Source organism: Bacillus sp. 17RED48 (assembly GCF_019837545.1).
GTDB classification, from domain to species: domain Bacteria; phylum Bacillota; class Bacilli; order Bacillales; family Bacillaceae_G; genus Bacillus_A; species Bacillus_A wiedmannii.
Genome location: NZ_JADAXG010000002.1, coordinates 36,479 through 48,446 on the forward strand (window position 1 = coordinate 36,479; position 11,968 = coordinate 48,446).

The window sequence follows — 11,968 nt, forward strand, 5'->3', positions numbered from 1 at the left end:
AATTCATTATAATATATATTCATTTCACTCCTTATTTGATCATTTTCGGAAAATCAAGAACATACTTGACCTCATTTTAATATTCTACCTATATAAATAATAAATCTGAAATTTTATAAAATGATTATGGATAGGGTGAAATAAGATGGATACTATTGTTTTTATTGAAACAAATAAATCTGGATCAAGTAGGGAAGCAATCAAAGCAGCGGAAAAACTAAATTATTTTACTGTTTTGTTAACCAACAAAAAAAAAATTATTGAGGAACGTGATACATTCCCTGATGTGCATCAGATGATTTTTACTGATATAAACGATTATGATAATATAATACTAACAATTAAAAAGTTGAAAAAATCAGAAAAAAAAAATAAAAGGAATCTTTAGTTTTATTGATCCTTTTGTTTCTGTAGCTGCACGTTTATCAGACAAATTTTGCTCGAATATTGTATCTACTCAAGCGATATATCAAATGGAAAATAAAATACTAACTCGTAATGTACTTAAAGATTCACCAATCTCACTCAATTATTTAATTTACAAACCGACAGAATCATTATCATCTTTTCTTAAAAAATCAAAAAAAATGAAATTCCCTCTTATGGTAAAATCCCCTAAATCAACAGGGTCAAAAGATGTATTATTTGTAAAGGATCAAGATCAATTAATTTTATCTATACAATGTCTTTTAAAAAAATTCCCTAATGAAGAAATTTTACTTGAAGAATATGTAGATGGACCTCAATACTTAGTGGAAGTTTTAGTTCAAAATGGAAAAGTTCATATTATAGCGATAATTGAACAAGAAATTACACTTTTTGAACGCTTTATTGTTACTGGGTATTCTTTACTAGGAGAGGTAGACAATAAACTATATAATAGTCTTTTCAATACAATTAATTCTATTATTCAGGCTTTTAATATGAAAAACGGAGCTTGTCATTTAGAACTCCGGAGAATAAATGATATCTGGAAATTAATTGAGATAAATCCCAGAATATCAGGCGGGGCAATGAATGACATAATTGAAATTGGATTTGGAATCAATTTGGTGCAAGAAACTATTCAGTTAATGTTAGGAAATAAACCTTCGCTAAATAAGAAACATTATAAATATGTGTATACTCATTACCTAACAGTTAAATCTAAAGGAAAACTTATTCAAGTTACAGGGAAAAATCGTAGTTCTAAATATCCTGGTGTGGAGAAGGTTCATATAAAACCTAGAAAAGGAACTGTCTTACAACCACCGACATCAATGGGACATCGATATGGATACATTATAGCAGCATCTTCTCTTAAAACAGAAGCACAAAAAATAGCTTTAGAAGCTGCTAAAGAAATTTTTTTTGAGATTGAAATAATAGATACAATTCACTAAGAATTACGGGTTATAACACATCAAAATTTATTCTATATCTACTTTTTTGTATTACTACTTTTATAAGTAATAATATCAAGAATTTTTTAGACATTTACTACTTAAAAAGATTTTTATTATATTATGTTGATCAAAATGCTTTAACTGAATAAAATTTACACCAAATATTAATATAATTATATAGGCAAAATATACTTCAATGAATCCCCCCCACTTAGTAGTTCTAACGAGCTTACTTGAGTGGGAGGGTTCTGTTGCAAAGTCTTCTAAATGAGACTACACTCTAGATAATAGTGTAAGGAGAAACATAAATGAGATACTTTTAAGGAAAACAGTTCAAGAAAGATATTATTTTAATAGCCGTCGGCTACTACTGTCGGTTTTCTTTGAGTTATCGTCATGTCTCTGAAATTTTAAAAGAACGTGGTATCTTAGTTCACCCAACAGGTTCTGTTGCAAAGTTGGAAAAAAGTATAAATAGATCGATACATTAGGGATAGAGTTTAAGCAATCGTCATTAACTGTTGTAATTCCTGATATGCCGAAAAAACGGAGTCTTGTGAAAGACTCCGTTTTTGTTTGTAAAGGGCGTGAAGGGTCTCAATCCCTTTTATTGTATGTGAGGCATGACGTATATTTTGAAATCCAGAGGATTTAGCAAAACGACGTTTTACATGTCGGTGATCTTGTTCAATCAGGTTATTGAAATGTTTGACGGTACAACGTTTCGTATGTACATATAGGTCATTATTTTTTAGTTTTTTGAAAGCACACAGCAAAGCAGGAGCCTTGTCTGTTGTGAGAACCGTTGGTTCTCCAAAAGCTTTGACTAATCGCTTCATAAACATATAGGCAGCCTTTGCATCTCGTTTCCTACTCAAGTAAAAATCAATCGTGTTTCCTTCGGAATCAATTGTACAATATAAATACATGTTCTCTCCTTTAATTTTGAAGTATGTTTCATCCACTCTCCAAGAATCATTAGTTGGTTTCAAATGTTTGCGAATTCGCTCATTTAATTCAGGTCCATATTGATGTACCCAACGCATAATAGTTGTATGAGCTAAGGATATTCCCCGTTCTTCCATCATTTCCACTAAATCACGCAAGCTTAAGTTGTACCGTAGGTACCAACGTACAGTTAATAGAATGATGTCTGGTTGATAATGCTTCCACTTAAATACATTCTTCTTTTCCATATGAATCACGGACCTTTTTTAGATTCATACTATCCGTATGTCCAATTTTGAGAAACCATTTTCATATATTTCACGCTTTTTGCACCAGAACCTTAATGCTCCCTAAAATCCGCTTACCGTTGACAAACATCTTGTTTTTTTATCTTACGTGTAGGAATTCTTATAAGTTTTTAAAAATATATGTTTAAAAACTTATAAGGAGTGATATACATGTCTAATTTTTATTTATCACTAAATATACCACCACATTCTTATTTATATGTAGCTTTTATTAAGAATAATTTAATAATAAAAACTATTACAAAACAAAATACCTGTAATTTTTTTATGGTGTTCGAAGAAACCATTCAACTCCCTGAAAAACCTGATCATTTCCGACATATTTTTTATAAAAGGTAACGTGTACTAACTTTCAAATACTCTAATAAAGGAGAAGAATATATGTCTATTTTTGTTTTTGAATGCTATGTACCTGCAAATTCACTTGTACTACTGAAGATTGAAACCCATAATTTAATTGTTTGGTCGGATTTAATTGACACTTATGGGTATAAAGAAGATTTTCATTTTAGACTGACAATTGAACATGAAAATGTCGATGAAATTAATAGAGTAACATATAATTTTCTATCACACCCTGCGTTACCTTAAAAAATTCCGAACGAAACTAAAAAGAATATATCTCTTTTGTTTTTTGACACCCTATTTTTATTTTTTTACTAAAATAAAATAGGGTTCTGTTGCAAAGTTATCTAAGTGAAATTAAAATGGAAGAAAAATGATTCAAGGAGCATGACACATGAGATATTTTAAAGGAAAACAATTCAAGAAAGGTATCATTTTGGTAGCCGTTGGCTACTATTGTCGTTTTTCTTTAAGTTATCGCGATGTATCTGAACTTTTGAGAGAACGAGACATATCGGTTCATCCTACAACAATCATGCGCTGGGTTCATGAATACGGTAATTTGATTTATCAAATTTGGAAGAAGAAAAATACATCAGCACACCATGTTTGGCATATAGATGAAACTTACATCAAAGTAAAAGGAGAATGGCGCTATCTGTATCGTGCAATTGATGGAGATGGACATACTCTAGACATTCAACTTCGTAAAACACGTGATCATCAAGCTGCCTATATGTTTATGAAGCGACTCATTCAAGCTTTTGGAGAACCAACGGTTCTCACAACAGACAAGCCTCCTGCCCTACTCTGTGCGTTCAAAAAACTGAAACATAACGGTTTTTATGTGCATACAAAACATTGCATTGTTAAGCATCTAAATAACCTCATCGAACAAGATCATAGACATATCAAGCGACGTTTTGTTAAATCCGTAGGATTTCAAAGCCTTCGCCATGCTTCACGCACCTTGAAAGGAATCGAAACGATTCATACTATATACAAACAAAAGAGAAGTCACATTCCAGACTTCTCTTTTTCGACGTACAAGGAATTACAACAATTATTCATAGCTGCTTAAATGATAACCGTATTTTGTAAGCGGACGTATACTTTTTTGAACTTTGCAACAGAACCTTTCTTCCATCCCTCGAAAAAAGAGCGGAATACGAAATAGATTGTTATAGATATTTAGTTATTCGTCATTGAAAGAAATTGTAGAAAGCACATCCAAATATGTATTGGATATATTTTTACTAGGGAAAACCGAATGATGGGAATTTTACCTGTGTACAGAAAATTGTACTTTTACGAACAAGAGAGAGTGGGCATTTTTCCCCGAATCTCCGAAAAAGAAAGAATCGTTATCATGGGCCATGTGTGGTGAGGCATATCAGTACGCCTATCATTATATACATAGCTAATATAACAACTTCAACACACTCTCTTCTTTTATAGAGAGTGATTATTGCATATATTTTTAAAATATCCATTCTTAATCAGCAATAATAAAGAAGGAAAAAATACACTCTATAAAAAATATATACATATACTAAGGAGTGAGATACCTTCGAAAAACTTTAAAGAGACTTTAGAAAAGGGAGCAATCCCTATCGGTCAATCCGACAAATTAGGAAAATCGTTGCGGCAATTTGATGAAATACAATATGAAAATGAAACATATCTCATTGTTTGGCATCCCATTAATAATGAATTTGTCGGTTCTCATGAATCAGGAAATTGGATTCCCCATACTGATTTACATAAATCACTTTGGATAAAAAATTTAAAAGACTCTTTTGTTTCGAAAAAATAAGAGAAGGTTCTAACAAAAGATTTAGAACCTTCCCGACATACTTTGTAGGAATTTCGTAAAATCGATAGGAAAATGTATACCCATTGATTTTCAAAATAGCACCTCCAAGATTTTTTAGATTTCTCTGTTGATATATAATTAACCTACTATATTTTGTTGTTTTATCTGCTGTTCTTCTATGGTAGCGAGCGCATATTTATTTTGAAAACGCAAAAAAAATCCACGTGTTTGGCATTCTTTTTTTTAGAGCATCTTTAAATCGGTACTACTAATATCAGTAGCTTCTATAATTGCAACATAATTGTTTTGGTGCTGGGATAAAACGAATGAATATTGAAAATCGTTTGCTTTGAATAAGAAGTCCATTTGGGATTCTATTTGCTCACCATCAGATAGTGTCCGACCGAATTTTTTCAGTGATTTAGAAGATAATTTACTAATAAGGGGTTGTTTCTCACTACTTAGGGGATGTACTTTCCGTGTTAATAATAAACATAGTGGTAATTTGCTGTCAGTAAAGTAAGTATTTCATTTGCCTAAAATAGCAAGTCTAAATACCTTTTTCTTAGGGTATATGCTTCTTTTAGCATGTCAGTCACTCGGCCCATGTGTATCTCTCTATCTGTTTTCAAATATAATTAGTTAATGTGAATGGACTCACCAAAAATTTTTGCGATGTGCTCAAGGAACGCGACAATTGGATAATGTATAAGTGTATGATTTTGTCCAAACGAGATCTCTTTTCTCTCTAATAAAGATATGAGTTGTTCTATGCTTAATTCTTGCTGTTTTATTTTATTATACTGCTGAAACACAATGTTTTTCCACTTGAATGATGAGCTCAGAAAATAACTTTCTCCTCTGATCGGTTTGTTAAAAATATTTTCCATTTTTTCTCTACGCTGTTTTTCACGAAAATGTGTCTCCCTATGTTTTAAAATAACCGCTCCCTTCATTTCATAGGTATTCAAAATGATTTCAGCACTGTGTACGTTAGACAGCATTTTTTATATGTTCCATAACGTGAAATTGGACATCCATCGACTTCAAATAGGAAAAAATATACTTCTTACATGTCTACAATAATAATAGTTTCTAGTACAATCACGATATATCCTGTTATTTTTATTGAGTTTTGATGGTTCTGGTGCAACAAGGCTAAACGATTTGAAAAAGTTCTTTCAAACTTGGTCATACTGGTACTACTACTTAAAAAGGTGTGTAATCAGTATGAAAAAAGAAAATATATTCAAATGGAAACATTATCAGCCTGATATCATTGTATTAGCAGTACGTTGGTACCTACGGTACAACCTCAGTCTTCGTGATTTGGTGGAAATGATGGAAGAAAGAGGATTATCCTTGGTCCATACAACGATTATGCAATGGGTTCATCAATATGAACCTGAATTAAATGAGCGTATTCGAAAACATTTGAAACGAACGAATGATTCCTGGAGAGTAGATGAAACATGCATCAAAATCAAAGGCGAAAAAATGTACTTATATCGTGCAATTGATTCCGAAGGAAATACAATTGATTTTTATTTGAGTAATAAACAAGATGCCAAAGCTGCCAAGCGATTTCTAAAGAAAGCCTTGGTTTCTTGTCATGCCACAGGACCTCGTTCTATAACTGTTGATGGAGATAAAGCCTATCCTGATGCGATAAGGGAACTAAAAGACGAACAGTGCATACCATACGGCATGCCACTTCGTGTAAAAAAATATTTAAACAATATCATTGAACAAGACCACCGGTTTATCAAAAAACGGATTCGGAATATGCTTGGATTGAAATCATTTCATACAGCTACAAAAATGATTGCTGGAATAGAAGCTATGTATATGGTCAAAAAAGGACAAACTCTCCAAGGGGAGAAGTCTGTCCAAAGGCAGATATATCTTATCAATGAACTCTTTGGTTTAACAGCATAACGTTCCATTCCGCTAGGAATCTTTTACTCTTCTTTTATATCCCACTATTTTTGCACCAGAACCGATAAAAGCCCTTCTATTATTAAAAAGGCGCCAAATATTCAAACCAAAGTGAATTTAGTACCAGTCAATTTTGGTAGTGAAGCAATTGTAGGATTAACATGCACAGAGCAAAGCAAAGGAGCAACATTCCACATTTGTAATCCTGTTCAACTAGAGTGGCAACAATTTATTGTACATCTACAACAGACTGGTTATTCGCTTGAATTAATACAAGGGGCAGGATTTATGAATCTATTTACGAATCATGAGCTATCTGAGGAGCAAAGATATGCGTTAGAATTATTGGTACCTGTATTAGAAGAAACGGAAAAAATTCAGAAGCTATAATAACTTGTCATCATACACAGCAATTTATAAAAGCGCTGGATATAGTGTGTGAACATCCTAACCAAGAATGGATATCCAAATTAATTTCGTATGGTAAAGAAATCAAATTTTTCCCGACAAAAAGCTTACCACTATTAATAAAATAATAGGTGAAAATAAAATCTTATATCATTTGAAGAGGTTGGTGCGAGCCAATTTTTTCAAATGATATTTTTCGTTTATAAAGGTACACTTTTACAGATACATAGAAACATAGGGAAAACCGTATCCATAAAAGTTGTATTTTCATTTTACAGATGTCTTTAATTTTTATATACCTTTACAGATATAAATAAGCTATAATTTTATTTGAGGTGAAAGAATTGCAATATAAAAAGTTTGGATATGTCAGGGTTTCCAGTAAAGACCAAAATGAAGACCGTCAAATTGAAAATATGAAATGTCTTGGGATAGAAGATCGGGATATTTTTATCGATAAGCAGTCTGGGAAAAATATGAAGAGAGAAAATTATCAAATGTTAAAACGATTAGCTCGTACGGGCGATACAATTGTTTTTAATTCCTTAACAAGATTAGGTCGTAGCATGAACGATGTGCTAGAAGAATTTAGATATTACGAACAACAGCGAATTAACTTACAATTTATTAAAGAACCTTTTATTAATGTGAATTATAGTGGAGAAAGTACAAATGATGTCATTCAACAGGCTGTACAAAAAGCAACTCTTACCATTCTTTCTGCCTTTGCAGAAAAAGAAAGGAATGATATCAAACAACGACAAGCAGAAGGGATTGCATTAGCAAAGAAGCAAGGAAAACATTTAGGTAGACCACCGATACAAATTACGGAGCAATTCATTGAGGCGTATGAGGCATGGCAGTTTGGAAAGATTACGGCGGTCGGAGCGATGAGAAAATATGATATAAAGCGCTCTTCTTTTTACAAGTTAGTAAAAGAGTACGAAGCACAAGAGAAAAACAAAACATATGGTGAAAAATGAATGGTTTTGAGAAAGGATAAAATTGAGTTTCTTCCTATTATATAGGGAGTGAAACTGGTACTTTAGCATACATCTAGTAGTCCTAATCAGTTCTTGCGAAATTTGACGAAGACGTGATATATATTAAGGGGATCCCCTTGATAGGTGGGGGTTGCTATTACACATGTCAAACAGGGTACATCCATGCCATAATTTTCAAACAAACGTTTGATTCGTCATTATTTGCACAAAAACAGAAGGATTCGCTATAAATAGCGGATCCTTCTAATTGAATGCATCTTTAATTATTAAAATGTGTCTAGGAATCCGTCATCCTCTTTTGATATTTCAATACCTTTTCACAAAACCCTTTTTTGTATTTAGGGGTAGTAAAAAGCCTTACTTTAATGTATGTGTGGTTCTACCCCTTATAGTTATCCTCATTGTTTGGAGTATACTGGCCATTTGAACTTTGGTTATAATCATCCTCATAGCTTGGAGTATACTGACCATTTGAACTTGGGTTATAGTTATCCTCATAGCTTGGAGTATACTGGCTATTTGAACTCGGGTTATAGTTATCCTCATAGCTTGGAGTATACTGGCTATTTGAACTTGGGTTATAGTTATCCTCATAGCTTGGAGTATACTGGCCGTTTGAACTTGGGTTATAGTTATCCTCATAGCTTGGAGTATACTGGCCGTTTGAACTTGGGTTATAGTTATCCTCATAGCTTGGAGTATACTGGCTATTTGAACTCGGGTTATAGTTATCCTCATAGCTTGGAGTATACTGGCTATTTGAACTTGGGTTATAGTTATCCTCATAGCTTGGAGTATACTGGCTATTTGAACTTGGGTTATAGTTATCCTCACAGCTTGGAGTATACTGGTCGTTTGAACTTGGGTTATAGTTATCCTCATAGCTTGGAGTATACTGGCCGTTTGGACCTTGGTTATAGTCATCCTCATAGCTTGGAGTATACTGGCCGTTTGGACCTTGGTCATAATAATTATTATTGTAGTCTCGCGCAAAAGTAGCACTTGAATTTTGTAGATAGGCTGTATTTTCATTCATCATTTCTACACTAATGTTATTCAAGTTTGTATATACCTTATTTCCATTATGCTTTCTCCAACATAGAAACCATTCATTTTTATCTTCCACAACACTTATATATATACCTTGTGCCTCTAAATTCCCTCCGGAATATATATAAATGCAATCACCTTCATGCAAATTCAAAAATTGATGTTTCCTCATCATGTATCCTCCCTATTTTTCAAATGATTTGTTACTGAAAAATAATAGTACATGGTGATAAAATAGCATTTTTCACTATACTCTTGCTAATCTAAATCTTTGATTGTTTCCATTACTAAAAGGAAAAACTATTATTCTTGTTCCATTGGGTGGGTTTGGATTTCCACCTGAAACATCTAAAACTAAATTTCTATTTCTAAGACTTCTAAATATATATCCACCCTGATTAGGTTCTAAAATCCAAAACTGGGCATCATCTGCATGAAATGTGTATGCAAATACCTGATTAGTATGAGGATAATCCATAGATAAAACTAAATTTCTATTACTTAAATTTCGTATTATATATGCATTTCTTTGTTGACTATATATAAACTCCCATTGTGCATTTCTCTGATTCACATCGTCCCATAAATGTACAATGGAGTTTCCACTTAAATTCATATCTACAAGACTTCTGTTGTTGAGGCTTGTTACAATTTTAAAATTACCCCTAACATCTTCAGGGAAGTTTAACGCAATTGTGCCGTTAATTAATCCTCTTCCAGGGAAATCAGCAGCAACAATTCCTGTATGAGTAAATCTACGGTCTAAAATTCTTCTAGCTGCAAGTACATTCATTCCTCCCCAATATACAGGTCCTATTGTGGGGCGATCACGTGGGAAATCTGCCCATCCACTAAGTACAGGGCGAGAAGATGCAACATCTAAAAGACTATTGTTATTTCGGCTCCTATAACCAGATGCTATAAACCAGGGTCTTGGTCCTGAAAAACCACCATTGCCACTTAAATGATTAATATGAATTCGATTCCTATTATTCATTGCGTTAAAAAAATGATTTCTAACAGCTGTCCATTTACTGTACATTTGATTCATGCTTACCTGCCACTGATCTTGTATAGCCAACTGGCCCCAACCAATACCAAACTGCCTATGAGAGTTAAAATTTTGGAGTAGAATAATTCTCCCTCGGACTTCTCCTAATGTTGGATTATTACTAGTAGGGTTCCAAAAATATTGCTGAAATGTAGCCCGTAAGGATTCAAAAGTTTCAGAAAAAGTCCTTGTATTACCACTGGGATTGTATTCTTCTTTTATACGCATTACAATTGTTTCACTGGGATTTTGTATTAAAAATCTTGACACGGGCAATAAAACACCGATAGTAAAATTTGCATTTTGGTAGTCTATTCCATGATGGATATAAAAATTATTATTATAATGCCTACAACGAATATCAATATATCGGATTCCTGATTCTAATTGAATTGTAAGGTTCATTGTCTGATTTATAGATATATGTCCACCTAGAAATCCATAACGTGCCATGGAACCATGTGTTCCTGGAATTGATAATTCACTGATTCTACGAGAATTAGGAATATTAGCCATCCAATCTGTTTTTGTATTATCAACAGTTTGATTAACATTAAATCCACTTCTATCTATTGTTAATACTCCGTTAAGATCAACGTAATTATTATGTGCAGTTGGAACGATAAGGTCCCTTGTTTGATTATCACAATTCCTCATAAATTAAAAACCCCCTTAGATTTCTCTAATGATATACATAGAGGCATTTCGTGAAGTATCCAGTATTTCATATTCATTTTTATGTTGATATGAATTCCTATTGTTCCCCCTCATATGGTCTCTATTTTTTCTAAGTCACCTAATGAATATATGCCCGGTGTCCTTTAAACTATTCGTAATGCTTTTATGTATTCCTCTAAAAGTGTTTCTACAAATAACCCCATTACTTTTGATTTTTAGACCTTCTCTTTTTGTATTGCATGTAATTTTTAAGCTTTAGATTTTTTTTAGAACGATTCTTTATTTGTTGTTTTTTAGGGTGAAGAAAGGGGAACGCACTTCTATGTAAACAAAATTTAAACGTGGGTAAAAATCCCCGATATAGTTATGGCTGAGTTGAAAAAATGCAACACAAAAAATTTGGATATGTAAGAGTTTCCAGTAAAGACCAAAACGAAGAACATCAGATTGAGATTATGAAGCATCTAGGAATAGAAGATTGAGATATTTTTATTGATAAACAATCTGGAAAAAATACAAAAAGAGAAAAATATCAAATATTAAAACGATTAGCTAGAACAGGAGCTACAATTGTTTTTGATTCCTTAAACGAGGCTAGGGCGTAGTATGAATGATGTACTTGAAGAATTTCGATATTTTGAAACACAGCGTATTGATCTCCAGTTTATTAAGGAAGCATTTATTAATGTAAATTATAATGGCGAAAGTACAAATGATGTCATTCAACAGGCTGTTCAAAAAGCAACTCTTACCATTCTTTCTGCCTTTGCAGAAAAGGAATGATATTGTTTAAATATTTTTTGACACGAAGTGGCATACCGTGTGGTATGCACTGTTCGTCTTTTAGTTCCCTTATCGCAACAGAATAGGCTTTATCTCCATCAGCAGTTATAGAACGAGGTCTTGTGGCATGACGAGAAACCAAGGCTTTCTTTAGATATCGCTTGGCAGCTTTGGCATCTCGTTTACTACTCAAATAAAAATCAATTGTGTTTCCTTCGGAATCAATCGCACGATATAAGTATATGGATTTTGTT

At 32.8% G+C, this 11,968-nt stretch carries 10 protein-coding genes and 4 pseudogenes; 9 read left to right on the forward strand and 5 right to left on the reverse strand.

The window, feature by feature from the left end; genetic code table 11:
• Positions 1-145 precede the first annotated feature (145 nt).
• Together ILT06_RS06975 and ILT06_RS06980 are read left to right on the forward strand one after the other, a co-directional pair.
• A pseudogene (locus ILT06_RS06975) lies at positions 146-1,382 on the forward strand (ATP-grasp domain-containing protein).
• A gap of 347 nt (positions 1,383-1,729) precedes the next feature.
• Positions 1,730-1,822, forward strand: a pseudogene (locus tag ILT06_RS06980) (IS6 family transposase); the annotation flags it as partial.
• A gap of 63 nt (positions 1,823-1,885) precedes the next feature.
• Here the strand turns inward: ILT06_RS06980 and ILT06_RS06985 are convergent.
• Positions 1,886-2,581 carry an IS6 family transposase gene (locus tag ILT06_RS06985; protein WP_222654961.1) on the reverse strand — a complete coding sequence of 232 codons (696 nt, stop codon included), beginning with the start codon at positions 2,579-2,581 and terminating at the stop codon, positions 1,886-1,888.
• Between the two features lie 441 nt (positions 2,582-3,022).
• On the opposite strand from ILT06_RS06985, the gene ILT06_RS06990 reads away from it, so the two are divergent.
• The 3 genes from ILT06_RS06990 (at position 3,023) to ILT06_RS07000 (ending at position 4,802) form a co-directional block, all read left to right on the forward strand.
• Entirely contained in the window at positions 3,023-3,232 is a 210-nt protein-coding gene (locus tag ILT06_RS06990; RefSeq protein ID WP_222654962.1) for a hypothetical protein, read from the forward strand.
• Between the two features lie 148 nt (positions 3,233-3,380).
• Entirely contained in the window at positions 3,381-4,067 is a 687-nt protein-coding gene (locus tag ILT06_RS06995; protein WP_222654963.1) for an IS6 family transposase, read from the forward strand.
• A 483-nt stretch (positions 4,068-4,550) separates the two neighbouring features.
• Positions 4,551-4,802, forward strand: a complete 252-nt coding sequence (locus ILT06_RS07000; RefSeq protein ID WP_222655156.1) for a hypothetical protein — start codon at positions 4,551-4,553, stop codon at positions 4,800-4,802.
• Between the two features lie 638 nt (positions 4,803-5,440).
• On the opposite strand, the gene ILT06_RS32860 is transcribed toward ILT06_RS07000, so the two are convergent.
• Positions 5,441-5,758 (reverse strand): hypothetical protein, encoded by a 318-nt coding sequence (locus ILT06_RS32860; protein ID WP_222655157.1) that lies wholly within the window; start codon positions 5,756-5,758, stop codon positions 5,441-5,443.
• A 274-nt stretch (positions 5,759-6,032) separates the two neighbouring features.
• Here ILT06_RS32860 and ILT06_RS07010 point away from each other — a divergent pair, with 274 nt between their 5' ends.
• From ILT06_RS07010 to ILT06_RS07020, 3 genes are all read left to right on the forward strand, one after another.
• Positions 6,033-6,740: an IS6 family transposase gene (locus ILT06_RS07010; RefSeq protein ID WP_222655158.1), complete on the forward strand. Its 708-nt coding sequence runs from the start codon at positions 6,033-6,035 to the stop codon at positions 6,738-6,740.
• A 111-nt stretch (positions 6,741-6,851) separates the two neighbouring features.
• Positions 6,852-7,130, forward strand: coding sequence for a MerR family transcriptional regulator (locus ILT06_RS07015; RefSeq protein ID WP_222654964.1), 279 nt, complete (start codon positions 6,852-6,854; stop codon positions 7,128-7,130).
• A 362-nt stretch (positions 7,131-7,492) separates the two neighbouring features.
• The gene (locus ILT06_RS07020) at positions 7,493-8,131 is read left to right on the forward strand and encodes a recombinase family protein (protein WP_222655159.1); all 639 of its coding nucleotides are present in this window, start codon (positions 7,493-7,495) and stop codon (positions 8,129-8,131) included.
• A gap of 400 nt (positions 8,132-8,531) precedes the next feature.
• On the opposite strand, the gene ILT06_RS07025 is transcribed toward ILT06_RS07020, so the two are convergent.
• Complete coding sequence (locus ILT06_RS07025) at positions 8,532-9,374, reverse strand: hypothetical protein (protein ID WP_261784477.1); 843 nt, start codon at positions 9,372-9,374, stop codon at positions 8,532-8,534.
• A 75-nt stretch (positions 9,375-9,449) separates the two neighbouring features.
• Positions 9,450-10,910, reverse strand: a complete 1,461-nt coding sequence (locus ILT06_RS07030) for a phosphatidylinositol-specific phospholipase C domain-containing protein (RefSeq protein ID WP_261784478.1) — start codon at positions 10,908-10,910, stop codon at positions 9,450-9,452.
• A 404-nt stretch (positions 10,911-11,314) separates the two neighbouring features.
• On the opposite strand from ILT06_RS07030, the pseudogene ILT06_RS07035 reads away from it, so the two are divergent.
• Positions 11,315-11,711, forward strand: a pseudogene (locus ILT06_RS07035) (recombinase family protein); the annotation flags it as partial.
• Here the strand turns inward: ILT06_RS07035 and ILT06_RS07040 are convergent.
• Positions 11,710-11,958: pseudogene (locus ILT06_RS07040) on the reverse strand (DDE-type integrase/transposase/recombinase); the annotation flags it as partial. The pseudogenes ILT06_RS07035 and ILT06_RS07040 overlap by 2 nt on opposite strands.
• Positions 11,959-11,968: the final 10 nt, after the last annotated feature.

Excerpts from the sequence above, each read along its gene's own strand:
- ILT06_RS06990 (WP_222654962.1), top strand. The coding sequence starts at position 3,023 with ATGTCTATTTTTGTTTTTGAATGCTATGTACCTGCAAATTCACTTGTA.
- ILT06_RS07010 (WP_222655158.1), top strand. The coding sequence starts at position 6,033 with ATGAAAAAAGAAAATATATTCAAATGGAAACATTATCAGCCTGATATC.
- ILT06_RS06995 (WP_222654963.1), top strand. The coding sequence starts at position 3,381 with ATGAGATATTTTAAAGGAAAACAATTCAAGAAAGGTATCATTTTGGTA.
- ILT06_RS07030 (WP_261784478.1), bottom strand. The coding sequence starts at position 10,910 with ATGAGGAATTGTGATAATCAAACAAGGGACCTTATCGTTCCAACTGCA.
- ILT06_RS06985 (WP_222654961.1), bottom strand. The coding sequence starts at position 2,581 with ATGGAAAAGAAGAATGTATTTAAGTGGAAGCATTATCAACCAGACATC.
- ILT06_RS07025 (WP_261784477.1), bottom strand. The coding sequence starts at position 9,374 with ATGAGGAAACATCAATTTTTGAATTTGCATGAAGGTGATTGCATTTAT.
- ILT06_RS32860 (WP_222655157.1), bottom strand. The coding sequence starts at position 5,758 with ATGAAGGGAGCGGTTATTTTAAAACATAGGGAGACACATTTTCGTGAA.